This window comes from Kitasatospora atroaurantiaca (genome assembly GCF_007828955.1).
In the GTDB taxonomy this organism is placed as follows: Bacteria; Actinomycetota; Actinomycetes; order Streptomycetales; family Streptomycetaceae; genus Kitasatospora; species Kitasatospora atroaurantiaca.
Genome location: NZ_VIVR01000001.1, coordinates 7,550,051 through 7,573,218 on the forward strand (window position 1 = coordinate 7,550,051; position 23,168 = coordinate 7,573,218).

Annotated in this window: 18 protein-coding genes; 7 read left to right on the top strand and 11 right to left on the bottom strand. The window is 72.6% G+C overall.

What is annotated here, in order from left to right; translation table 11 throughout:
• Window positions 1–10: 10 nt before the first annotated feature.
• Window positions 11–1,780 (bottom strand): DUF6297 family protein, encoded by a 1,770-nt coding sequence (locus FB465_RS33785; protein WP_211785918.1) that lies wholly within the window; start codon window positions 1,778–1,780, stop codon window positions 11–13.
• Window positions 1,777–2,493 (bottom strand): ABC transporter ATP-binding protein, encoded by a 717-nt coding sequence (locus FB465_RS33790; protein WP_145796703.1) that lies wholly within the window; start codon window positions 2,491–2,493, stop codon window positions 1,777–1,779. Before FB465_RS33790 ends, FB465_RS33785 begins: the two co-directional genes overlap by 4 nt.
• A 217-nt stretch (window positions 2,494–2,710) precedes the next feature.
• Here FB465_RS33790 and FB465_RS33795 point away from each other — a divergent pair, with 217 nt between their 5' ends.
• A complete protein-coding gene (locus tag FB465_RS33795) occupies window positions 2,711–4,324 on the top strand; it encodes a peptide chain release factor 3 (RefSeq protein WP_246193050.1) in 1,614 nt (537 codons plus the stop codon).
• A 36-nt stretch (window positions 4,325–4,360) separates the two neighbouring features.
• Here FB465_RS33795 and FB465_RS33800 read toward each other — a convergent pair whose 3' ends face one another.
• The 4 genes from FB465_RS33800 to FB465_RS33815 form a co-directional block, all read right to left on the bottom strand.
• Complete coding sequence (locus FB465_RS33800; protein WP_145796707.1) at window positions 4,361–5,173, bottom strand: SDR family oxidoreductase; 813 nt, start codon at window positions 5,171–5,173, stop codon at window positions 4,361–4,363.
• 119 nt (window positions 5,174–5,292) lie between these two features.
• Window positions 5,293–5,619: an SHOCT domain-containing protein gene (locus tag FB465_RS33805; RefSeq protein WP_145796709.1), complete on the bottom strand. Its 327-nt coding sequence runs from the start codon at window positions 5,617–5,619 to the stop codon at window positions 5,293–5,295.
• Between the two features lie 132 nt (window positions 5,620–5,751).
• Window positions 5,752–6,312 (bottom strand): hypothetical protein, encoded by a 561-nt coding sequence (locus FB465_RS33810; protein WP_246193052.1) that lies wholly within the window; start codon window positions 6,310–6,312, stop codon window positions 5,752–5,754.
• Between the two features lie 178 nt (window positions 6,313–6,490).
• Window positions 6,491–6,823 carry an NAD-dependent epimerase/dehydratase family protein gene (locus FB465_RS33815; protein WP_145796711.1) on the bottom strand — a complete coding sequence of 111 codons (333 nt, stop codon included), beginning with the start codon at window positions 6,821–6,823 and terminating at the stop codon, window positions 6,491–6,493.
• 195 nt (window positions 6,824–7,018) lie between these two features.
• On the opposite strand from FB465_RS33815, the gene FB465_RS33820 reads away from it, so the two are divergent.
• On the top strand, window positions 7,019–8,119 hold the full coding sequence (locus FB465_RS33820) for an O-fucosyltransferase family protein (protein ID WP_145796713.1): 1,101 nt from the start codon (window positions 7,019–7,021) through the stop codon (window positions 8,117–8,119).
• Between the two features lie 57 nt (window positions 8,120–8,176).
• Here FB465_RS33820 and FB465_RS33825 read toward each other — a convergent pair whose 3' ends face one another.
• The gene (locus FB465_RS33825; RefSeq protein ID WP_145796715.1) at window positions 8,177–9,094 is read right to left on the bottom strand and encodes a LysR family transcriptional regulator; all 918 of its coding nucleotides are present in this window, start codon (window positions 9,092–9,094) and stop codon (window positions 8,177–8,179) included.
• A gap of 155 nt (window positions 9,095–9,249) precedes the next feature.
• On the opposite strand from FB465_RS33825, the gene FB465_RS33830 reads away from it, so the two are divergent.
• Entirely contained in the window at window positions 9,250–11,832 is a 2,583-nt protein-coding gene (locus tag FB465_RS33830) for an alpha-N-acetylglucosaminidase (protein ID WP_246193054.1), read from the top strand.
• 36 nt (window positions 11,833–11,868) lie between these two features.
• On the opposite strand, the gene snpA is transcribed toward FB465_RS33830, so the two are convergent.
• The gene (gene snpA, locus FB465_RS33835; protein WP_145796719.1) at window positions 11,869–12,549 is read right to left on the bottom strand and encodes a snapalysin; all 681 of its coding nucleotides are present in this window, start codon (window positions 12,547–12,549) and stop codon (window positions 11,869–11,871) included.
• A 226-nt stretch (window positions 12,550–12,775) separates the two neighbouring features.
• On the opposite strand from snpA, the gene FB465_RS33840 reads away from it, so the two are divergent.
• Window positions 12,776–13,741: a LysR family transcriptional regulator gene (locus tag FB465_RS33840; RefSeq protein ID WP_246193056.1), complete on the top strand. Its 966-nt coding sequence runs from the start codon at window positions 12,776–12,778 to the stop codon at window positions 13,739–13,741.
• A 169-nt stretch (window positions 13,742–13,910) separates the two neighbouring features.
• On the opposite strand, the gene FB465_RS33845 is transcribed toward FB465_RS33840, so the two are convergent.
• Window positions 13,911–15,239: a M64 family metallopeptidase gene (locus tag FB465_RS33845; protein ID WP_145796723.1), complete on the bottom strand. Its 1,329-nt coding sequence runs from the start codon at window positions 15,237–15,239 to the stop codon at window positions 13,911–13,913.
• A gap of 143 nt (window positions 15,240–15,382) precedes the next feature.
• On the opposite strand from FB465_RS33845, the gene FB465_RS33850 reads away from it, so the two are divergent.
• Window positions 15,383–16,780, top strand: coding sequence for a helix-turn-helix domain-containing protein (locus FB465_RS33850; protein WP_145796725.1), 1,398 nt, complete (start codon window positions 15,383–15,385; stop codon window positions 16,778–16,780).
• A gap of 207 nt (window positions 16,781–16,987) precedes the next feature.
• Window positions 16,988–19,012 (top strand): bifunctional glycosyltransferase 87/phosphatase PAP2 family protein, encoded by a 2,025-nt coding sequence (locus tag FB465_RS33855; protein ID WP_145796727.1) that lies wholly within the window; start codon window positions 16,988–16,990, stop codon window positions 19,010–19,012.
• 14 nt (window positions 19,013–19,026) lie between these two features.
• On the opposite strand, the gene FB465_RS33860 is transcribed toward FB465_RS33855, so the two are convergent.
• A complete protein-coding gene (locus FB465_RS33860) occupies window positions 19,027–21,156 on the bottom strand; it encodes an ATP-binding SpoIIE family protein phosphatase (RefSeq protein WP_145796729.1) in 2,130 nt (709 codons plus the stop codon).
• A gap of 133 nt (window positions 21,157–21,289) precedes the next feature.
• On the opposite strand from FB465_RS33860, the gene FB465_RS33865 reads away from it, so the two are divergent.
• Window positions 21,290–21,514 carry a hypothetical protein gene (locus tag FB465_RS33865; protein ID WP_145796732.1) on the top strand — a complete coding sequence of 75 codons (225 nt, stop codon included), beginning with the start codon at window positions 21,290–21,292 and terminating at the stop codon, window positions 21,512–21,514.
• 5 nt (window positions 21,515–21,519) lie between these two features.
• Here the strand turns inward: FB465_RS33865 and FB465_RS33870 are convergent, their stop codons facing one another.
• Complete coding sequence (locus FB465_RS33870) at window positions 21,520–23,136, bottom strand: sigma-70 family RNA polymerase sigma factor (protein ID WP_145796734.1); 1,617 nt, start codon at window positions 23,134–23,136, stop codon at window positions 21,520–21,522.
• Window positions 23,137–23,168 lie beyond the last annotated feature (32 nt).

A 23,168-nucleotide genomic window follows, 5' to 3' on the forward strand; every position in this document is an offset into this window, starting at 1 on the left:
CGCGCGCCGCTCAGTTCGCGCGGCCGGACCGGCTGCCGGTGGTCATGTCGGCGGCCCGTTCGCGGGCCCACCACAGCAGTACGGCGGTCAGCGCCACGCTCCACGCCACGGCGGTGAGCGTGGCCGAGGCCGTGCCGCCGGTGAGTGCCTTGGTGAACGGAACGATGAGGACGGCGACGGCCGCGAGCGGGCCGGCCGCGTACCAGACGGCGAACAGGAACGGTCCGGCCCCGCCACCCGGCGTCTGCGAGGGACGGTACATCAGGTCCTTGCGGATGACGCCGCGGCAGGTGTTGACCAGCCCCGCGGCGACCATGGCGGGGACGGCGGCGGCCGCGAGCCAGACCTGTGCCCCGCCGAAGCCGGCCAGGGCGGCGCCCGCCGCCCCCACCAGCCCCGCGCCGACCCCGAGGGCGGCGGGCAGGATCGTGTGACGCAGCATCAGTTCGGAGAACGGATAGGGCGACCACGATGCGCGCCGGATGTCGTCGGTCTCGACCCGGGCCGGTTCCAGCAGCTGAGCCACCGAGAGGTAGCCGAAGACCAGCGCGACGGCGGTGCCTGCCCAGGAGGCCGCGCCGGTGGCCGAGTGGGCGAGTACCGCGCAGAGCGTCGCCGGTATCGCGAGCAGGACCGAGCGTCCCAGCCGGGCGGGGGAGCGCAGCAGCGCGAGGGCATCGCGCCACGGCACGACGAGCCAGCCGGCACGCGGTGCGGGCAGTCGCACGCGGCGCGGTCCCGCCCCTGGCGACGCGCTGGTCACCGCGAGTTTGGCAGCCCGCAGTTCGACGGTCCGGAGTGCGGCCAGCACCCCGGCCGCCGTGCGGGCGCGCTCGCGCAGCCGGGACGGCGGGATCCTGCCGCAGGCGCGGTCGGCGAGCACGACGCAGGCCGCGGTGACCAGCAGGAGCAGCACGGCGGCCGGCCAGGCCCCGGGCTGCGCCGCAGGCGTCGGGGCGAGCGCCGCGAGCCCGGCCCAACCCCAGGGCCCGGACCACAGCTCGGCGCGCTCCAGCCAGGGGATCCGGTGCCCCTGGGCGGCGAGGACGCTCTGGGCCACGAGCAGGAGCACAGCCACGGTCAGTACGGGGGTGAACCTGCGGACCTGGGCGGCGACCCGGTCGTTCAGCTCCACCGCCAGGCCCGCGCAGGCTGCCAGCAGCGGCAGACAGACCCCGCCGAGGACACACCAGCCGAAGGCGGCGGGAAGGCCGGTCCTGGCGGTCAGCGCAAGGGTGACCATCGCACCGGCCGCCACGACGATCCCGGGCGCGGCCGCCAGCGCGCAGGACAACCAGAACCAGGGCCGCAGGACCCGCCTCGGCTCGACCGGGTGCGGCAGCAGCCAGTCGGCCGTGGCTCGCGGTGGCACCACCGGACCGCGCCAGAGCCCGTCGCGGGCGGCGAACAGGATCGTGGCCAGCGCGGCGGCGGCGATGCCGCTCGGAAGTGCGGCGAGCAGCGCGGGGCCGCTGCCGGTGTAGTCGGCGCCCATCGAGGACTGGAGGAGAAGCCCGAAGCTCGGGGTCACGCCCCACACGACGAGGATGAGCAGCGTGCAGTAGACGGCGAAGCCGATCTGCCCGGCGCGCTTGCGGCGGTGGGGCGCGCGCATCGTCCGCAGCAGGCTCAGCGCCTCGTCGGTCCAGTCGTCCTCCGGGGACCACTCCGGCTGGGGGTCGTCATGATCAAAGCCGTCGGGGCCGGATTCGTCGGCCGACTCGAAGCCATCGGGGTCGATCGCGGGCTCGGCGGGACGCCGGGTGGCGGAGTCCGTCACCGGGCACCTGCCCGGACGCTGTCGGCGAGGACGCTGCGCGGGGCACCCTTGGCGAGGACCTTGCCGTCCTCCAGAACCACGACCCGGTCGGCCACCTCCAGCGCCAGATCGGTGTGGTGGGTGACGAGAAGGACCGAGACGCCGTCCGCGAGCTCGGCCTTGAGGAGCTCGGCGAGCCGCCGGCGGGCGTCCGGGTCCAGGCGCTGCTCCGGCTCGTCGAGCAGCAGCAGGTCGCGGGGCCGGACCATCGCGCAGGCCAGCAGCAGCGACTGCATCTGGCCGGAGGACAGCGCCGAGGGGAAGGCGTCGGCCTGCTCCGCCAGGTTCCGGTCGGCCAGGACGTGCTCGATCCAGGCCTTTGCGTCCGCGACCCCGTGCGCGACCGCCACCAGCAGCAGGTGCTCGCGGACCGAGAGGTCGGGGTAGCAGGCGACGGTGTCGCCGACCACGGCCACCCGGGCCCGGATCCGGGGATCGTTCTCGTTCATGGGAAGCCCGTCGAAGCGGACGGTGCCACTGGTCGGCAGCTCGCGTCCGGCCGCGATCCTCAGCAGCGTCGACTTGCCGGAGCCGTTGTGGCCGAGCAGCGCCACGCACTCACCGGCCGCGAGCTCCAGATCGACGGGGTGGAGAACCTGCCGTTCACCGTAGGTGCGACTTACTCCGCTCAGCTGGAGCAGGGACCTGCGTGGCTCGGCAGGGGACTTGGCCATGGACGAGTGCCTCTCGCTACGGGTGTCGGCCCACCCTATCTTCACGGCCACCGCCGGGAGGGCCCGGCGAACGAGATCGGCCGCCCTCTCAGGTCCGTGCGTGGTTAGGCCGTCCGGCCGACTAGAATCGCTCCTTGGGCCTGCGGACCAGATGCCCGGCTCAGCAGGTACGGAGAGGCGTCACCGGCCTGATGCCTACCCGTACCCGAGGAATCACGTGAGCAACGAGCAGTCGATCCCCGTCGTCCAGGTCCTGAACGAGGCCGGCCGCCGCCGTACCTTCGCGGTCATCAGCCACCCCGACGCGGGCAAGTCCACCACCACCGAGGCCCTGGCCCTGCACGCCAGGGCGATCACCTCGGCGGGCGCCGTGCACGGCTCGGGCGCCCGCAAGGGCGTCACCAGCGACTGGATGGAGCTGGAGCGTGAGCGCGGCATCTCGGTGACCTCGGCGGCCCTGCAGTTCGGCTACCGCGGCCACGTGATGAACCTGGTCGACACGCCCGGCCACGCCGACTTCTCCGAGGACACCTACCGGGTGCTGGCGGCCGTCGACTGCGCGATCATGCTGATCGACGCGGCCAAGGGCCTCGAGGAGCAGACCCGCAAGCTGTTCTCGGTCTGCCGGCACCGCGGCGTCCCGGTGATCACCTTCATCAACAAGTGGGACCGCCGCGGCCGCGACGCGCTGACCCTCCTTGAGGACATCGAGACCCACCTGGGGATCACCCCGGTGCCGGTGGTCTGGCCCGTCGGCGTCGCCGGCAACCTGCGCGGGCTCGTCCGGGCCGAGGACACCGAGCAGATGCTGCGCTTCACCAAGGTGCCCGGCGGCACCCACGCCGCCATCGAGGAGCAGCTGACCGCCCAGCAGGCCGCCGAACAGGAGGGCGAGGACTGGGAGACCGCGCTGGAGGAGCTGGAGCTGGTGCTCTCCTCCGGGCCCGGCTGGGACCAGGAGGCTTTCGAGGCGGGCAAGATCAGCCCGGTCTTCTTCGGCTCGGCGCTGAGCAACATCGGCGTGAAGCTGCTGCTGGACGCCGTGGTCGACCTCGCTCCTTCCCCCGCCGCCCGCCCGCTGGCCAAGGGCGGCAGCCGCGAGGTCGGCGAGGAGTTCTCCGGCCTGGTGTTCAAGATCCAGGCGAACATGGACCCGGCCCACCGCGACCGGATGGCCTTCGTCCGGGTCGTCTCCGGCGTCTTCGAGCGCGGCATGAACGTGACCCGCGCGGCCAGCGGCCGCTCCTTCGCCACCAAGTACGCGCAGACCGTCTTCGGCGCCGAGCGCACCGTCGTCGACACCGCCTACCCGGGCGACGTGGTCGGCCTGATCAACGCGAGCGCACTGCGGGTCGGGGACACGCTCTACACCGGCAAGAAGGCGGAGTTCCCCCCGCTGCCGGCCTTCGCCCCCGAGTACTTCGCGGTGGCGCGCCCGAAGGACATCAGCCGCTCCAAGCAGTTCCGCAAGGGCATCTCGCAGCTGGACGAGGAGGGCGTGGTCCAGGTGCTGGTCTCGGACCGCCGTGGCGACCAGGCGCCCGTGATGGCCGCCGTCGGCCCGATGCAGTTCGACGTGGTGCTGCACCGGATGGAGCACGAGTTCTCCTCCCCCATCACGCTCGACCGCCTCTCCTACAAGCTGGCCAGGGTCACCGACCCCGAGGGAGCCGCGGAGCTGGCCAAGGCCCGCCTGACCGACTCCGAGGTGCTCACCCGCCGCTCGGACAACGCGCTGCTGGCCCTGTTCGCCGACAAGTGGCACCTGAGCGCCTTCCAGCGCGCCAAGCCCGACATCCTGCTCCGGCCGCTGATCGCCACCGCGGACTGACCGGCCGTCAGGACGCGTCGGCGCACCTCCGTCGGATCACATGCCCTGGTCGCCGGCGGGCGTCGACTGCGTGCGTGTCCACGCGTCCCGCTGGCGCTCGCGCACGAGCCGCTCGGACTCCTGCGGATGCACGTTGCGGTACAGGCCGGCCTCGGACTGCGCCAGCTCGACCATGGCCCGGACGAGCCGGGCGGGGTCGAACTGCTTCTCGAACCTCTCGTCGAGCGCAGCCATGTGCTCGGGCCGGGTGAAGTTGCGTGCCGGGTCGTACCAGCGGTCCCGGCTCCGCACCATCTGGTCGTTGAATCCCGTCCCGTAGGGGCCGGGATTCAACGTGGCGACCTGGATCCCGTACGGCGCAAGCTCGTTGGCCATCGATTCGGCGATGGCTTCGAGTGCGTGCTTGGACGCGGCATACGCTCCCAGGTAGGCGCCCGCGGTCAGGCCGGCGATCGAGGAGACGAAGATGATCCGGCCTCGCCCCCGCTGCACCATCCGCCGGACGATGCCCTGGGTCAGCGCGAGGGTCGCGAACACGTTGACGTCGAAGACCCGGCGGACCAGTTCGAGTGGAATCTCGGCGATCGGACCGCCCTCGCCGATCGCCGCGTTGTTCACCAGGACATCGATGTCCCAGTCGAACGCCGCCTGCCGATCGTCCTCGGACAGCAGATCGAGCTTCTCGACCCGTACGGGATGGCCCCGCGCCGCCGCCGCATCCTGGACCTCGGCGACCTGGGCGGGGTGATGCACGGCGGCGATCACGTCGTGACCGTTGGCCGCGAGCGCCAGCGCCGCGTCGCGGCCGAAGCCGGAACCCGCGCCGGTGATCAGAATGCACTTCCTCATCGCCCGGCTGCCCAACCTCTCCCACATCAGCACGCGACGGGCGTCGCGGCTCACTCATCGTCAGGCCCCGGTCGCGAATGGTGCAAGTCGGGCAAACCGGTTGGACGTCGGGGTCCGGCTCAGGTGCCGAGGATGCGCTGCTTCGCGGCGGCGAACTCGCTGTCGGACAGCACGCCCTGCTCGCGCAGGTCCCCCAGCCGCGCCAGCGCCGAGATCGCCTGGTCGTCCAGCGGCGGAGCTTCCGCAGCGGGCGGCTGCGCCTCGGCCACCGGCGCCGGGGGAGCGGTACCGGCCCGATCGGCCGCCTCCTGGGTCGCGGCGCGTTCCTGCTGGCGCGCGGCGACGCGCCCGCTGACGGCGGTCGCCGTTCCGGCCACCACGGCGGTGCGTGCGGCGGCGCCGATCAGGCCCGGGCGCCCGCCACGGGCAAGACGTCGGCCGATCATGAGACTGCTCCGTCCGAGGCGATGGCCAGAAGGTCCTGCTCGACCACCGAGGCGGGGACCTGCTCGTGAGCCACCAGCAGACCGCCCGCCGCCCGGATCGCTCGGGTGATCGAAGCGGACCGGCCACGAGAGTCAGTAGCGCTGTGCCTGGACGGCTCGGGGGGTCAAGGTCGCGTCGGTGTCCTTGGTGCTGAAGGCGATCGGGGATGCCTGCCGGCCCGGTTCGAGGTTCTCCGCTCCTACGACGGTGGTGTCCACCGTCGTCCCGGACGCGTCGACGAACTCGACTTTCACGGCGTAGGACGCCTTGCTCGCCGTGCTGTTGGTGATGGTCACCTTCGCCGCGTTGAGGCCGCCGGACGCGGTCTTGGGAATCCCGGTCAGCGTCACGTCGGACAGGGCGTTGCCGCTCCCCGAGACCGATGCCAGCGCGGCTCTCGCCGCAGCTGCGGCTCTGGAGCCCTCCGCCGAGACCGATGCTTCGAAGGAGGCCGCGGCGGCCGACGCCGAAGCGGCGGCAGCCGATACCGAGGCCTGTGCCGCCGACGCCAGCGAGGCCAGCGCGGACGGGGGTGATCCGGAGAACGAACCGGTGACGGGTGAGAACGACGACGCCCCGGCAGCAGGGGTCGACCCGCTGCTGCACGCCGACAGGCCGACCGCACCCGCCGCCATGAGGACCACGGCGATCACCACGTGGCACCGTCGACCGCTCCCGGCCCCGGCCGCTGGTGAGTGCGCACTGTCCACGGGTCCGCCCTGAGTCAGCAGCGCAGACCGTTCCCACGCCTCCTGCCCCCACACTCGCCCGGTTCGGGCAGTCGAGGCGACCCGCGCTGGTCCGTACGGGGTGACCGGGGCGGTGATGCCTTCAGCCGGCCTGGCCGCGCAGGTACCAGTCGCAGGTGGTGCGCGAGCCGTCCGGCAGTCCGATCCGGGCACGCCGGCCCAGGGCGAGCAGCCGGGAGGCATCGAGCAGCTTGCGCGGCGTGTCGTCGGGATGTCGCCCGGGGCCGTAGAGGTTGATCGGCGTGGCGGAGATCCACCGCAGCCCGTACCGGCGGCGCAGCGCCCGGATTTGCACGAGGCCGGCGACCTCGGTGATGGTAAGACCGTCGTGGGTGCGCTCCAACGGGCCGGTCAGCAGGGCCTCTTCGGGGATCGGCTGGGGCGTCGGACGGCCGATGGTGCGACAGGAAGAGATGACGCCCCGCCAGGGATGCCGTCACTCATGTGGCGCAGCGCAGTGCGCTGACGGTGCGTCAGGTATGTCGGCGGATCGCCCGGCTCCGTACTCCAAGGCGGTAATCCCGGCTCTCCCCGCCGCGTTGCGGAGCGGCTCGGGCGATACCGGTCCCGCATGCTGACACCCAGGACCGAATCGTGGAGAGAGACTCGTATGGGATCCAACAGCCGGCCTGCCGACCTGGGCCGCATCTGCATGGCCCGAACTGTGGGCAGGTACCGAGGAGAGGGGCTCGGCAACGAGATCTTCCCCTGGGCCAAGGCCTACCTCGCCAGCCGTGAACTGGGGTTCGGGCTCCTGCCACCTCCGTGGGGGCTCAACCGCCGCGGCTACTGGAAGGACTTCGGCACGTCGAGGCTGGACTGGTTCGGACATCGGGCCCTCCGCGCGGTGATGCCGACCGTGACCGTGACCGACGAGATGATCCGGTCCACCGGAGAGACCGACTACGGCGCCGCGATCCGGGTGCTGGACGCCGAGTTCGGCTGGTCGCAGCGCAGATCGCTCCTGCTGGTGCACCGCGGTATGTCCGGTGGTCTGCTCGGCATCGCGCGGTCCCGGAACTACTTCCGCAACACCCTGCTGGGGCGCCTGCCGCACGTGAGCCTCGAGGACCACCAGCCGGGCAGCGACCGCATCCATGTCGCCGTTCACGTGCGGCTGGGAGATTTCGAGGACACCACCGCGACCGGCCCCGGTCCCGGGGACACCAATGAGTCCCTGCCCGCCGAGTGGTACCGGTCCGTCCTGAGTGCGTTGCGCGAGCAGTTCGGCGAAATGCTGCATGTCGAGATCATGAGCGACGACCCGTCAAAGGCTGCTCGGCTGCTTCCCGAGTGGAGCCGGAGTATCGCCCGCCCGCGTCGTACGCTCGAGGACCTCTCGGTCATGGCGGCGGCGGATCTGCTGGTCTGTTCGATCTCGACCTTCTCCATGCTCGCGGCGTTCCTCTCCGATGCGCCGTACATCTGGTTCCGCCCCCATCTGGACGAGAGCGAAGGATTCCTGAGCATCTGGGGGTTCAGGCCGGAGCAGCGGACCGGCCGGACGGCGGCGAACATCCGGCAGGAGCAGCGGGACCCGTCCGGCATGCCGGCCCGCGGAGCGGCGATGGGAATGGGCGATGACGTACCGGCCTGGCTGGCCGACTACCTGAGAATGCGAGTCGCTCTCAGAAGGCGAAGCGCCGACCTGATTCACTTCGGGGCGATCCCGAAGAGCTCTGAAACAGTGTTCACCCCAAGTGGTCCATGACCTTTGGGTACCGTCCGGCCGTCCGAACCGACGCCGCGCTCGCCGGCAGCCGGTCGGTCAGTTCCTCTCCTGCGCGGCCCGGAGCTGGTCGGCCTCCACCCGTAGTTCGGCGAGCAGCTCCTCGGCGCTGCCGACGGTGGTGGTCCGGAGCATCGCGACGCCGATCTGGCGTGCCAGCGCGGGGCCGTCGACCGGGCGGATCGCGATGTCCTCCCGGGGGTTGCCGAGCCCGAGACGCGGGACGAGTGCCACCCCGATGCCTGCGGCGACAAAGCCCTGCAGCACGCCGTAGTCGTCGGTGCGCATGACGTGGACCGGTGCGAAGCCCTCCTGTGCACAGGCCCAGTTGAGCAGGCGGTCGCACGGGTCCCAGTCGGTGGTTCCCATGATCCAGCCGTCGTCGCGGAGAGCGGTCAGGGGGACGCGTTCGAGCGCCGCCTGCGGATGGTCGGCGGGGAGGACGAGAAACAGCGGATCCTCGAGGAGCGGATGGACGGCGAACTCCTCCTCCAGGTCGAGGCGGTCGCCGGGCTGGGAGAAGACCAGGGCGAGGTGCAGCTCCCGGGAGCGGAGTCCGGCCAGCAGGGTGGGGAGCTCGCCCTCCCGGAGGGAGATGTGGACTCCGCGCTGGTGCAGCCTTCTGACGGCAGGTGGGAGCAGCAGGGCGCCGGCGGTGGGGAAGGTGCCGACGCGCAGGGAGGCGGTGCCGCGTTTCACCAGGCCGCGGACCTCCTGTTCGGCGAGGCGGACGCGTTCCAGCACCGCCTCGGCATGGGGGAGGAGCGACTCCCCGACCTCGGTGAGGCTCGCTCCGCGCGGGCCGCGGTGGAACAGCGGAGCGCCGAAGTGGGACTCGAGCGTGGCGAGGTGGTGGGTGATGGTGGGCTGTGTGTAGCGAAGCGCCCGCGCGGCGGCGGCGAGCGAGCCTTCACGGGCGATGGCGCGCAGGACCTGGAGATGGCGGAGCTCGAGCATGGGCGATCCAGTCTGGCGGGGGAGGCTCGCTATAGATTATCTATGCAGCAAGCCGGAGAGCTGCAGGAATCATCTTCACCCGCCTGAGCGACCTGGCGCGTGCCGAACGGCGAGGCGGCGGCCGGGCGGTGGGTTTCTGCGGCAAGGTGGCCCTCGTGCGAAGCCTCCGAACCTGGGCCGCAGTCGGCGTGGCCACCGCTCTCGCCGTCCTGGGCACCGCCTTTGCCGCTCCTACTCGGGTGGTCACGGTGTCCGCGTTCGCCGCGGGGCCCGCCGAGGCCGCGCTCGCCCGGCTGCTGCCGGACCACGCCGCCCAGTTCACCCTGGAGCCGGTGGCCAGGCCGGCCGCCGGTGACTTCTTCGCCGTGTCCGGCAGCGCCGGAGACGTCCACGTCCAGGGGACCAGCCCCGCCGTCCTGCTCAGCGGCGTCAACTGGTACCTGAAGTACACCGCCAAGGTGGACATCGGCTGGCCGGGCGCCAGCACCGCGCGGCTCCCGGCCACCCTCCCGGCCCCATCCGGGACCGTCCGGCAGTCGGCCACCGTCCCGCACCGCTTCGCGCTCAACGACACCGACGACGGCTACTCGGGCGCGTACCGCGACTGGGCCTCGTACGAGAAGCAGATCGATCTGCTCGCACTCCACGGCGTCAACGAGGTCTTCCTCCAGATGGGTGCCGACGCCGCCTACTACGCCGCCTTCCAGGAGTTCGGCTACTCCACGGCCGAACTCCGGTCCTGGATCCCCGGCCCCGCCCACCAGTCCTGGTGGCTGATGCAGAACATGTCCGGCTTCGGCGGCCCGGTCACCGAGCGGCTCATCGACGGCCGCGCCGCCCTGGGTCGCAGGATCGCCGACCGGCTGCGTTCGCTCGGCATGACCCCGGTCCTCCCCGGCTACTTCGGCACCGTCCCACCGGAGTTCGTCGCCAGGAACCCGACCGGCCGGGTCGTCCCGCAGGGCGGCTGGGTCGGCTTCGCCCGGCCCGACTGGCTGGACCCGCGCAACGCGATGTACCCGACGGTGGCCGAGGCCTTCTACCGCCACCAGCGCGAGCTGTTCGGCGACTCGACGATGTACAAGATGGACCTGCTGCACGAGGGCGGCACCGCCGGTGACGTACCCGTCCCGGACGCGGCCAGGGCCGTGATGAACGCTCTTCAGACCGCCCACCCCGGCGCCACCTGGGTGCTCCTCGGCTGGCAGAACAATCCGTCCACCCAGGTCATCGACGCCGTCGACAGGAGCAGGCTGTTCGTCGTGGACGGCCTGTCCGACCGCTACGACGACCTCGACCGCGAGAAGGCCTGGCACGGCACGCCCTACGCCTTCGGCACCATCCCGAACTTCGGCGGCCACACCAGCATCGGTGCCAACACGACCGTCTGGGCCGGCCGCTTCGACCAGTGGCGCACCAAGCCGAACAGCGCTCTGCAGGGCATCGCCTACCTCCCCGAGGGCACCGGCGGCAACCCGGCCGGCTACGAGCTGTTCGCCGAACTCGCCTGGCGTACGGTCCCGGTGGATCAGCACGCCTGGTTCGCCGACTACTCCGCCCGCCGGTACGGCGGTGCCGACCCGCACGCCGCCAAGGCCTGGGAGCTGCTGCGACGCGGCCCCTACAGCACGCCGTCCGGCAGCTGGAGCGAGCCGCAGGACAGCCTCTTCACCGCTCGCCCGAGCCTCACCGTGGCCACGGCGGCGTCCTGGGGCCCGGACTCGATGCGCTACGACCCCGCCACCGTCCAGCAGGCGCTCGCCGAACTGCTCCAGGTGGCACCGGAGTTGCGCAGTACCGACGCCTACCGCTTCGACCTGGTGGACGTGGCCAGGCAGGCGCTCGCCAACCGCAGCCGCAGCCTGCTCCCGCTGCTCAGAGCGGCGTATGACGCCAAGGACCTCACCGCCTTCCGCGGGCACGCCACCGAGTGGAAGAACGACCTCATCCTGCTGGACCGGCTGCTCGCCACCGACTCCCGTTTCCTGCTCGGCCCGTGGTTGGAGGCGGCCAAGTCGTGGGGCAGCACGGACGCGGAGCAGGCCGCCGTGGAGTACGACGCCCGTTCCATCCTCACCACCTGGGGCACCCGCTCAGGCAGCGAGTCCGGTGGGCTGCACGACTACGCCAACCGGGAGTGGTCGGGGCTGGTCTCGGAGTTCTACGCCGTGCGGTGGACCACGTACCTCGACGCGCTCGACGCCGAGCTGGCGTCCGGGAAGGCGGCCGCGGCGATCGACTGGTTCGCCACCGAGGACGCCTGGAACCGGCAGCGCGAGGCCTATCCCGTCCAGCCCTGGGGCGACCCCGTGGCCCAGGCGGCGCTGGTGCACGACGCCCTGCCGGTGCCCGCCCGGCCGGGGCCGGTCACCGGCGTCGGCGGTAGCTGCGTCGACATTCCCAACAGCAACTCCACCAGTGGCACCGGACTCCAGCTCTTCCAGTGCAACGGCACGGCCGCCCAGACCTGGACGCTCGCCGGTGACGGCACCCTGCGGGCCCTCGGCAAGTGCATGGACGTGCGCAGGGGCGCCGTCACGGCGGGCACCGTCGTCCAGCTCTGGGACTGCAACGGCACGCCCGCCCAGTCCTGGATCGCACGTGCCGACCGCACCCTGCAGAACACCAAGTCCGGACTCTGCCTGGACGCCGAGGGCGGCAGCAGTGCCAACGGCACCCGGCTGCTGGTCTGGACATGTACGGCGAGCGCCAACCAGCAGTGGCAGCTGCCCGGTTGAGACCGGGCAGCTGCCACTGTCCTGCGAGCCGCTCGCTCAGCGGGCCGTCGTGACGGTTGCACCCTTCACGAACGCACTCTTCTCGAAAGCGCTGAGGCCGTTGGCCCACAGCGAGTCCACCCGGCGCTTCTCGTTCGCGTTCGGGTAGGGGTTGGTGCAGGACGTGCCGGGCCCGCCGCCGGACATCAACTCACTGCAGGGGCCCGAGTAGTGGTCCGGCAGGCCGAGCACGTGGCCGGTCTCGTGGGCGGTGACGCGGACGGAGTTGTACTGCTGGTTCTGCGCGTAGTCGAGGAAGATGTACCCCTGACCGTGGCCGTCGGTGCTCGCGTACGAGCCGCGCGAGTCGTTGCCCTCGTAGTACCGGAAGTCGGCGTTGCTGCCGGCCCGGAGCTGGACGTTGCGCTCGGAGCCGTTCCAGATCTGTGCGCTACGGGCTATCTGGTTGGCGAACGAGGGTGCGCGGCTGGCGTCGTAGGTGACGACGACCGTCCTGAGGAAGGGGGTCGCGGCCTGCTTGGCGAGCGCGGACTTCATCACGGCCTGGTAGAAGGCCTGGTTGTCCGCCTGCTCGGCGGCCGTTCCGACGTACGACGACGCGGCGTACTGCTGGTGGGGAGCAGTGGCGGGCGTGGCGGCGGACGCGGGCGCGGCGGCGAGTCCGGTCGCCAGGGCGAGCCCGACCGTCATCGACAGCGCAGTCATGGAGCGTTTCATGTGGGGGACTCCAATTCGCGAGCCCCACGGCCCGGGGGATTCGACGGCCGTGGGACACCGGATGAATCGTTGATGCACAGAGCTTCATCCACTCCGGCGGGCGAGCGGATGATGTCAACCGGTGATAGCTGCGCTCAATACCCCCGTGGGCAAGGCGTCTTGGTATATGACATGTCCCTGGCTAATGTCCTCGTGGCGCCGTTATGCTCCGTCCGTGGAGCTCGACGTGAGACATCTCCGTGTGCTGTGCGCGATCGCCGACAACGGCAGCATGCGAAAGGCGGCGCTGCAGCTCGGCATGACCCAGCCGTCCCTCACCACCCAGCTGCACCGTATCGAAAGGTCCATCGGCGGCGAGCTGTTCACCCGCGAGCGGACCGGCAGCCGGCCCACCGCGCTCGGTCATTCGGTGCTGTCCCGGGCCCGGCCCATCATCACCGAGATGGCTGCGCTGGTGACCGCGGCCCGCCATGAGGCGGGCGGCGCCGAGAAGAGACGTTTACGCATCGGAAGCGTCGGCAGCCGGGCCGTCGCCGCCTGGCTGCGCCGGGTCCACGAGCGGCTGCCCGACACGGACACCACGATCCACATCGACATCTCGGCCAACGCCCTCCTGCGCATGGTCGCGGCGAACCAGCTCGACATCGCTTTCGTCCACGAGAGCGAGGGCTTCCCGCTCCGCGTACCGGCCGACGCGGAGCACCGCGTCCTGCTGGCACGCGAGCCGCAGTTCGTCGCGCTGTCCGTCGGACATCCGGCCGCCGCGCTGTCGGTGGTCCGCCTCGCGGATCTCGCCGACGACACCTGGATGGTGGACCCGACGGCGGACCACGAGTACGCGGCGATGCGCCGCGTCTTCACCGAGGCCGGGCTGAACCCGCGCGTGGTGCAGGTCCGCGACAACGCGACCGCCGCCGAGCTGGTGGCCTCCGGAGAGGCCGTCCGCCCGTGCCAGCCCACCTCGGTCGCCGCCGCCGGCACCGTCGTCCGCCCCGTCCACGGCGACCCCCTCGCGGTCCGCCTGCTGCTCGCCTGGAGACCGAGAGCACTGAGCGCGGCCGCTCTGGACGCGCTCTACACCGACCTCCGCTCGGCCTACCTCGACCTGGCGCGCGTCAACCCCACCTATCTGGCCTGGCTGCTGCGGAACAACCGCACCCTGCACCACCTTCTCGGGCCGCTCCGCCGGTAGGCGGCGCAGCTGGTTGCACTGTCCGGGGGCGCGTGGGGGTACCCCCGGCCGAAGGCTGGGGGAGAACTGCGCGAGGTGGGAGGGCACACGCCGTTGCCTTCCGATGTCGCGCAGTTCCCCGGGCCCCTGGGGATGCCCCGGGATGCACGATCCTGATCGATTGCCGCCCTCAGCGGGCGACCTGCCAGGACAGCCGGTCGGTGAGGGAGCTGCGCAGGGCCGGGTCGATGACGGCGGGGGTCGGGTCGGTGGCCAGGGCGGTGAGGCGGTGGCGCAGGCCCTTCGGGCCGGTGAGGCCGAGGGAGGAGATGCTGATCGTGGTGCGGCCCGCGAGTTCCCGGGCCTCCCTGCCGTCGACGTACCAGCGCAGCCGGGTGCCGGGAGCGGGCAGGTCCACGGTGAGCCGGTCGCCCTGCCTGAGGAGGGTGGTGGTGGGCGTGGCGCTGGCCAGCACCGAGGCGTAGCGGTAGAAGCCCGCGATCATCGCCTCGCGGCCGGGGAGGTTGAACTCATGGCCCAGCGATCGCATGATCGAGTTGTCGGTCGGCCGGTAGATCCCGAGCGGGTAGTAGCCGCCGCCTTCGTAGGCGCCGACGGTACCGCCGTCGGGGGAGGTGCGACCGAGCCAGCGGTACCACTTGGCGTGCGTGCGGCGCATCTGATCGGCGGTCAGCTTCGTCGTGTTGGCTTCCGCCGGCTCGTCCCCGTCGTAGGTGCCGTAGCCGTCGTAGGAGTACTCGTCCGCGAGCTTGCCGAGCGAGTGCCCCGTCTCGTGGACGGCTATCTGGCCGGACAGGGCGTTGCCACCGGCGACGGTGGCTATGCCGGAGTAACCCAGCGGGGAGACGATGTCGTTGTAGCCGGCGCCGCCGTACTTGGCGCTGTTGGCGACGACGATGACGAGATCCGCCTGAGGGGCCTTGGCTGCGTACCGCTCCACCGCCGCGGTGTCGACGCACAGCAGGCGCTCGACGCCGTCGCACCAGAAGTACGAGCCGAGGGCGGTGTCGCGGACGGTGGACTGCGCCGGGTCCCCGGAGACGCCCGACTGGGCGGAGACGGCCTCCACGGCCCAGACGTTGAACAGGCCGCGGTAGGTCGCATAGGGCTCGACGGCGGTGATCTCCTGCCACTTCGCGGCGGCGTCGGCGTGGAACTTCCCCTGCTCGTCCGCGGTGTAGCCGTCACCGATGACGACCACGTCGAGTTTGGCGTCGGTGCCGCCGCTCCGCACGATCGAGGTGACGGCGCCGTCGGCACCGGCGGCCCGGGGCGCGCGCCCGGCGGAGGCGAACGGTGAGGCCGCCGGGACTCGGGCGCGGCTGATGCTGCCGTCCTCGCCGAAGACCTCGACCTGGTGACCGGCCGAGCCCGGGCCCGGACCGGCCGGGTCGGCGGGAGCGGTGGCGGCCACGGCGACGGGCGCGGTGCCGGTGCCGAGCGCCGCCAGGGCGGTGGCGGCGGCCAGGGCCAGGGTGGTGAGTCTTCCGCTGCGCACGGTACAACCTCCGGGTGAGGGATGATGGGTCGAGATTAAGTTGACGGTTAATCAGACTTAAGTGCTGAGTTAATGTAGGGCACCTCTACGCCTCCGGCAATGGGGCGGGAAGAATGGCGAGCTCGCGCGGAAGGAAGCAAGCCATGACCGAGGGGAAGGGCCCGGACGACATCGGGCAGCGTGTCCAGAGACTCCGGCGGGAAAGGGGCTTGACGCAGCGCAAGCTCGCCGAGCCCGCCTACACCGCCGCCTACGTCTCCACGCTGGAGGCCGGCCGGGTCCGCCCCTCCGAGGCCGCGCTGCGACATCTCGCCGAACGTCTCGGCGTGACCTACGACGAGCTCGCCACCGGCCGCCCCGCCCACCTGGACACCGAGCTACGGCTCGCCCTGACCGAGGCCCACAGCGCCCTCGCGGCGGGCGACACCGCCGTCGCGGCCGAGCAGTTCGCCGCCTGCCTGGCAAGCGCCACCCGGCACGGCGTCGAGACCGTACAGCCGGCGGCCCTGCTCGGCCTCGGCGAGTGCGCGCTGGAGAGCGGGCAGCTCGACGAGGCCCGCGAGCACTTCGAGGCGGCCGAGCGGCTGTTGGCCGAGGAGCCGCTGCCGCGCCGCGCCGCCGCCATCCGAGGCCGGGCCGTCGCCCACCTGCTCGCGGGCGAACTACGCTACGCCTGTTACCTGTTGGAGACCGCGATCGACCAGCTCAACGCGGGCGGTCTGCACGATCCGGACGCGTTGCTGCTGCTCTACTCCGCCGCCATCGGCCCCTACATGGACATGGGCGCACACGCCCGCGCCGCCCAGGCGGCCGAACTCGCCCTCGCGCTCGCCCCCGGCGCCACCGACCCCGCGCTCGTCGCCGGGCTGCACCGAAGCGTCGCGCGGACCCTGATCGCCGAGGGCCGCACCGCCGAGGCGGACGTCTCCCTGGCCAAGGCCCAGGAGCTGTACCAGCGGCTGCGGCTCAGTTCGGACCTCGCCAAGTGCCACTGGATGCGCGGCTACGTCCACGCGCAGGCCGGTGACCTGGAACGGGCGGAACGCGAACTGTGCACCGCCCGCGACATGCTGGCCTCTCAGCACGCCGTGCTCTTCACCCACCAGGTCGAGGTCGAGCTCGCGGACGTGCTGCGCCGCCGTGGCCGCGACCGGGAGGCCGGCGAACTGCTCAGCAGTCTTCTGAACCGCATCGGCCCGGACCGCGGCGCCGTCCACGCCGCCGGAGCGCACCGGCTGCTCGGGCTCATTGCCGAGGACGGGGGCGAGCCGGAGCTCGCCGAGGAGCACTACGTCAGCGCCCTGTCCCTGCTCGAACGCGCGGGAGCGGCCGGAGACCTCGCCGACCTGTGCCGGCTGCTGGGCGATCTGCTGCGTCGTACCGGCCGGGTCGAACTGGCCCTGGACGTGTACCGCACCGGACTCGGCCACCGGGCGGCCCCGGGCACGACGACGCTGGGGCCCGCCCCCGCGAACCCCCCGGTGCCGCCGGGCAGCCTCGGCCGGCCTCTCCCGACCCGCACACCGGACCAGTCCCGGTAGGCCTCGGCGGCCATCCGGGTCGCCCGCCCGGCGGCCACTCGGATGGCAAGCAGAAGGTGCGGGGAGCGCGCCGTCGCCGGAAGGTCGGCAGATGAGGGGTTTCGGCCCCCGGTCCCGGAATCGCGGAATCCGGCGGAGGGCTCGAGGTGAGGCCCCGTCCCCTCGCCGCGGTTCGGAGCGTGCCGAGGTAGGGCGAAAGGAGCGGCGATGCCTCCGACCCGGCCGGCCCCGGTGCGGCGTGGTGCGGTCGGCTCCGCGGCTCTGGGCGCTGTGACGCCGGTCTGCCTTCTGCTGGCGCTCACGGCCTCGGCGGCGGTCACCTGGTTCACGCTCGGCAGGCCGGCCGACCGGCAGCGGCTCGACACCCTCACCGCAGGCCGGGGGACCCCGGTACCGGGGATGGCACTGGACCTGCTCGGCGCCGGCGCCGCGACGGGCGGCAGGCTCGTGCTGACGCTGGCGGCGCTCGCCGCCGTCGCGGGGATCAGCGTCCTGGTCGCCCGGAACAGACCGTCCGACGCGCCCGTACTGGTCCCGGCCGCCGCGCCGGCCGCGAGCGCCGTACTGATCAGCGCCGAGTTACGAGGCTCCGCGGTCGACGCGGTGCTCGGCCTGTGCTGTCTGGCACTCGTGCTGACGGACCTGCTCGCCGGCGGCCGGGGCCGAAGACGGATACCCGGCGGCGTTCCGCTGGGCGTCGCGATGACGGTCCAGCCCGCGCTGGTCCTCTTCGCGGTGCTGCTGTGGTGCACGCACTCACGGCGGCGAGCCCTGACCGCCGTCGCGGTCACGCTCGGGCTGGACGCGATCGCCTGGGCCGCCCGGCCCGCCGGGACCATCCGGTACTGGCAGCATCTCGCCGACCCGGCGGTCGTGCCCGTCGCCGACCTCGGGGACCAGTCGGTGCTCGGGGCCCTGCTGCGCCTGGGGCTGCACGAACTGCCGCTGCTGAGTGCCTGGCTCGCGGCGGCGATCGTGGTCGGCGTCCTCGCCCTGCGACGCGGTGCGGCCTTCGCAGCGGACGGCCAGCGGCTGCTGGCCGCCGGGCTGGTCGGCTGCGCGGCCGTGGTCGCGGCCCCCGTCGTCCAGCCCGCCGAGCTCGGCTGGCTGCTGCTCGCGGCGACCGGCCGGGTGGGGCGACGGCCGGAGGACCGGGCGCTCTGGCCGATCGTCGCGGCCACCGCCGCACTGCTGCCCAGCCAGGCGCTGGACCCGCGGATCGAGCCGGTCACCGGCTACCTGCTGCTCAACGCCCCGACGCTGACCGCCGCGGCGGCCGCCGCCGTGCTGCCGTTCCGCCGCCGGGCCGACCCCCTGTGGCGGGTGCGCCGTACGCCCGGGCCGACCCCGCAACACCCCCTGGGTCGTTCCTACCTGCCGCTGCTGCCGGCGGTGCTGCGCCCGGTCTCCCGGCCCAACCTGCTGCTGGAGCTGCTGCTGATCCAGGTGGGTTATGGCATCTACACCACGATCCGCAATGCCGCGCCGGACCGGGTGGCCCTGTCGGTCGAGCACGCACGGGAGATCTACCGGTGGGAGCAGGCCGTGCACCTCGACATCGAACAGACGCTCAACGCCTGGGCCCTGCAGTACGACTGGCTCCTGGACGTGATGCTGGACTTTTACAAGCTCATGCACTTCACCAGCGTGCTGAGCGTCCTGATCTGGCTCTACGTGCGCCATCCCTCGCGCTACCGCACGGGCCGGACCGTCCTGTTCGCCACCACCGGCCTGGCCCTGCTCGGCTTCTGGGGCCTGCCGCTCGCCCCGCCCAGGCTCACCCCGGGCCTCGGGTTCCGGGACAGCCCGGTGAGCAGCCCCGACTCCGCCCCGCTCGGGGCGTTGACCTCGCTGACCAACCAGTACGCCGCGATGCCCTCACTGCACATCGCCTGGGCCGTGTGGTGCACGCTGGTCGTCGTCACGACCACACGCAGTCCATGGGCCCGGATCCCGGCGGTGCTGTATCCGGTGGTCACCCTCTTCGTCGTCCTCACCAGCGCCAACCACTGGCTGCTGGACGCGGTGGGAGGCGCCCTGGTGCTCGCGGTCGGGTGCCTGGTCCAGTACCTGCTCACCGGCCGCCGGCTCACCGACCGCGACCGCCTCGCGGTCACCACTCCAGGCCCACCCCCCTCGGCCACGGCGGAGCCCGAGGCGGAGGGCACCCCGCAGGGGGGCGTCGCGACACCCCCGCCCCCGCCGGGCAACCCGCCACCGCACGGGCCGTAGGACCCGTCGGTCCGTCACCCCGTCGGAAGCGGTTGTTCGGCCCAGATGGTCTTGCCGACGGCGCTCTGGCGGGTGCCCCAACGCTGAGTCAGCTGGGCGACCAGCAGCAGGCCCCGGCCGCCCTCGTCGAATTTCCGGGCACGTCGCAGGTGGGGAGCGGTGTTGCTGGCGTCGGAGACCTCGCAGATCAGGGCGCGGTCCCGGATCAGCCGCAGCTGGATGGGGGTGCGGCCGTAGCGGATGGCGTTGGTGACCAGCTCGCTGACCACGAGTTCGGTCACGAACGCGGCCTCGCCCAGCCCCCACACGGCGAGTTGGCGCGCCGCCAGGTTGCGGGCGTCGGCGACCAGGGCAGGGTCGGCGGGGATGTCCCAGGTCGCGACCTGGTCGGCGGTGAGCGCGCGGGTGCGGGCGAGGAGCAGGGCGGCGTCGTCCGTGGGGCGCGCGGTGAGCAGGGCCTTCATGACGGAGTCGCAGGTCACCTCCAGGGACGGGGAGGCGGAGGTCAGGACCCGGCCCAGCTCCTCGACCCCGGCGTCGATGTCGCGGTCGCGCGACACCACCAGACCGTCCGTGTAGAGGGCGATCAGGCTGTCCTCGGGCAGCTCCAGCTCGGTCGCCTCGAAGGGCAGGCCGCCGACACCCAGCGGCGGGCCCGGCGAGAGCCGGATGACCTCGGCGACGCCGTCCGGGCGGAGCAGCACGGGCGAGGGGTGGCCGGCGCTGGCGACCGTACAGCGTCGGGAGACCGGGTCGTAGACGGCGTACAGGCAGGTGGCGCCGATGTCGCCGGCCGCTTCCGGGACCGGCCCGGCGTAGGCGTCGTGGGTGTCGCCCGCGGCCCCGGAGTTCTCCGACTCGACGCTCAGATGGCTGACCATGTCGTCGAGGTGCGCGAGGAGCTCGTCGGGCGGGAGGTCCACGTCCGCGAGGGTGCGCACCGCGGTGCGCAGCCGGCCCATGGTGGCGGAGGCGTGCAGGCCGTGGCCGACCACGTCCCCGACCACCAGCGCGACCCGGATGCCCGACAGCGGGATCACATCGAACCAGTCGCCGCCCACACCGGCGCCCGCGTGCGCGGGCAGGTACCGCGACGCGGCCTCCACGGCCGCTTGCCCGGGCAGCCCCTGCGGGAGCAGGCTCCGCTGCAGGGCCAGGGCCGTGGTGTGCTCGCGGGTGTAGCGGCGGGCGTTGTCGATGCTGACGGCGGCGCGGGCGCCGAGCTCCCCGGCCAGCGCGACGTCCTCCCGGTCGAAGGGATCACGGCCGTCCCGGCGGATGAACACGGCCACCCCCAGCGTGGTGCCGCGCGCGCTCAGCGGCACCGCCGTGATCGAGCGCAGGGTGTACTCGCGGACCATGGCGGCCCTGGCGGCGTCCTGCGCGAGCCAGCGCTCGAAGTCCGGCTCGCCCGGCCCGCTGAGGACAGGCCGGCCGGCGGCCAGAGCGCGGGCCGCGGGCGAGAACGGCGGATAGCTGTCGATCCCGCCTAGCTCGACGACGGTCTCCGGGACGCCCGGACTGACGGACTCGTGCGCGACCCGGCGCAGCACCACGGAGCCGCCGACCGGTCCGGGTGTCGGCTCCTGCCCGTACAGCACGGACTCCAGCAGGTCCACGGTGGTGAAGTCCGCCAGCCGCGGCACCACCAGCCGGGCGAGCTCGGCGGCGGTGTGCAGCACGTCCAGGGTGGTCCCGATGGTGGTGCTGGCCTCGTTGAGCAGGGCCAGCCGGCGCCGGGCCGCGTGCTGCTCGCTGTTGTCGAACGCCGCGATGGCGACGGCGCACACGGTGCCGGCTTCGTCCCGTACGGGCCACATCCAGGTGTTCCAGGCGTGCTCGCGGGTCGAGGACGGTGCCCGGGTGAAGCTCTCGTAGCAGGCCGGCTGCCCGCTCTCGGCGACCTGGCGCAGCCGGCGATGGAAGCCCTGGCCGGCCTCGTCCTCGGGCGCCGTCTCCAGGTAGCCGCGCCCGCGCAGATCCGCCTCGCCGACTCCCATGAAGCGACTGGCGGTCTCGTTGAGCCGCCAGTACCTGACCTGGGTGTCGAAGATGGCCATGGACACCGGGGACTGGGCGAACGCCCACTCCACGATCGCCCGATCGCCGGGTTCGGCGGAGGAGTCGTTACGGTCGGTGTGCATCGCCGCTCATTCCCGTACCCGCTACCAGGCCCCTCTGCCAGCGTGATCCTTCCGCCGCATGTCATCAAGCCGGGCCTCGGGACGCCCGGCAGTAGGCTTGCGGTGTCCGGGCCATCCAATTGCGGGAGTCATGATGACCGGTCAGCACCATCAGGACGGCGCATCGAGGTCCTTCGAAGGGCCCTACGACGGCGCCGGCGACGATCTCTTCGAGGGCCGTTCGGCTCCCCACGAGGCCGGCCACGAGCCTCCGGACCCCGAGGCCGGGCCCGACGATCTCTTCTGGAACCGCTCACCGCACCACACCGACCGCACCGGTCCCAGCCGTCTTCGGGAGGACGGCGACGACGAGCGCTGATCAGGTCATCGGGGAGTCCCGAAGTCCTGCGTCCACCAGGGGCCGCCGGTGCCCTGGTGCACGCCCACGCCGAGTTCGGTGAAGGCGCAGTTGAGGATGTTGGCCTTGTGTCCCGGGCTGTTCATCCAGCTGGTCATGACGGCTGTGGCGTCGCGCTGGCCGCGGGCGATGTTCTCCCCCCAGGTGCTCCAGCGGTAGCCCTGCGCCTCGATCCGGGGCTGCGGGCCCTCGCCGTCGGGGTTGGTGTGGTCGAAGAAGTTGCGGGCCGCCATGTCGTCGGAGTGGCCCTGGGCCGCGGCCTGCAGCTTGGAGTTGCTGCGCACCGCCGCACAGCCCGCCCGGGCGCGCTCGGTGTTCACCAGGTCGAGGACCTGCTGCGCGGTGGTGGACGGCGTCGCGCTGCGGGAGACGCTCGGGGTCGGCGTCGGGGAGGCGCTCGGGCTCTTGCTGGGCGTCGGGGTGGGCGTGGGCGTGGGGGAGAGGGTCGGGGTGGGCGATGCCGAGGCCGTCTTCTCGAGGGCGGCCTCCACCGGGACCGGCTGTGAGGCCGCCGCAGCGGCGTCCGTACGGGCCGTGGAGTCGGCCGGCTGATCCTGGTCGGCGGCCACCACTCCCACGGCGGCGAGCGTCAGGACCGCCGTGCCGACGGCGGCCGTCAGCATGCGCCGGCGGGGCTTGGCCCGGTGACGCCGACCGCCGCCGTTCGGCCGGGCGCGGTGGCCGGCCGACACTGCGGAGTTCGACACCGAGGCGTTCGAGGCCGCGGAGTGCGCGGCCGCGGAGTTCGAGGCGCTCGCCGCCGAGTGCGAGCCGAGCAGCGAGGCGGCAGCGGACGCGCCGTAGGTGTGCGGGACGGGCACCAGGGCCAGGCCCGCGAGCAGGCCCTCGGCGGGCACCAGGCCGCTCCAGTGCCGGGAGCAGACCCCGCAGTCCCGGGCGTGGCGGGCGATCCGCTTGCGCCACAGCGCGCTCGGGACGCCGTCCCAGCCGGCCGTCAGCTCCGCCAGCTCCGAGCAGGGCGGCGTCGTCGCGAGCGCCCGGACGACGACCCGGGCCGTCTCCAGCTGGCCCTTCATCCGCTGCACCCGCACCGCCGCGTGCTGCGGCGACAGCTCGAGCGCCCCCGCGAGCTCCGCCCGGGTCAGCTCGCCCGCCGCCTCCAGCCACCACAGGGAGAGCAGCTCGCGGTCCGCCTCGTCCAGCCAGCGGGTCGCCTCCGCGACCTCCCGGCGCTGCCCGGCCAGGCCGAGGCGGACGATGGTGAGGTCGACGAAGTCCGCCCCGGGATCGGCCGGCTCGTACGCGTCCTCGAAGCCCGGGCCGGGCGTGGCCGCCCGGTACGCCTGGTGGGTCAGGTGCTCCTGATGCCGGCGGCGGACCTGGTTCATCGCGATCGCCACCAGCCAGGACCGGAAGCTGGCCGGCTCGCGCAGGGCGGGCAGGCTGTCCACCGCGCGGAGCATGGTGTCCTGCACCACGTCGTCGGTGTCCGGGTGCCCGCCGAGGGCCCGGCCGACGATGTTGTAGACCAGCGGGAGGTGGCTGCTGATCAGCTCGTCCGTGGCTCGCTGGTCCCCGGCCTGCGCCTGCACCACCGTCGTTACGCCGCAGTCCCTGTCCATTGCGTGGTCCACCTTCTCCGTCAGCTCGTCCG

Coding starts and splice junctions, on each gene's coding strand:
- FB465_RS33790 (WP_145796703.1), bottom strand. CDS start 2,493: ATGGCCAAGTCCCCTGCCGAGCCACGCAGGTCCCTGCTCCAGCTGAGC.
- FB465_RS33825 (WP_145796715.1), bottom strand. CDS start 9,094: ATGCTCGAGCTCCGCCATCTCCAGGTCCTGCGCGCCATCGCCCGTGAA.
- FB465_RS33865 (WP_145796732.1), top strand. CDS start 21,290: ATGACCGGTCAGCACCATCAGGACGGCGCATCGAGGTCCTTCGAAGGG.
- FB465_RS33860 (WP_145796729.1), bottom strand. CDS start 21,156: ATGCACACCGACCGTAACGACTCCTCCGCCGAACCCGGCGATCGGGCG.
- snpA (WP_145796719.1), bottom strand. CDS start 12,549: ATGAAACGCTCCATGACTGCGCTGTCGATGACGGTCGGGCTCGCCCTG.
- FB465_RS33800 (WP_145796707.1), bottom strand. CDS start 5,173: ATGAGGAAGTGCATTCTGATCACCGGCGCGGGTTCCGGCTTCGGCCGC.
- FB465_RS33870 (WP_145796734.1), bottom strand. CDS start 23,136: ATGGACAGGGACTGCGGCGTAACGACGGTGGTGCAGGCGCAGGCCGGG.
- FB465_RS33855 (WP_145796727.1), top strand. CDS start 16,988: ATGCCTCCGACCCGGCCGGCCCCGGTGCGGCGTGGTGCGGTCGGCTCC.
- FB465_RS33805 (WP_145796709.1), bottom strand. CDS start 5,619: ATGATCGGCCGACGTCTTGCCCGTGGCGGGCGCCCGGGCCTGATCGGC.
- FB465_RS33850 (WP_145796725.1), top strand. CDS start 15,383: ATGACCGAGGGGAAGGGCCCGGACGACATCGGGCAGCGTGTCCAGAGA.
- FB465_RS33820 (WP_145796713.1), top strand. CDS start 7,019: ATGGGATCCAACAGCCGGCCTGCCGACCTGGGCCGCATCTGCATGGCC.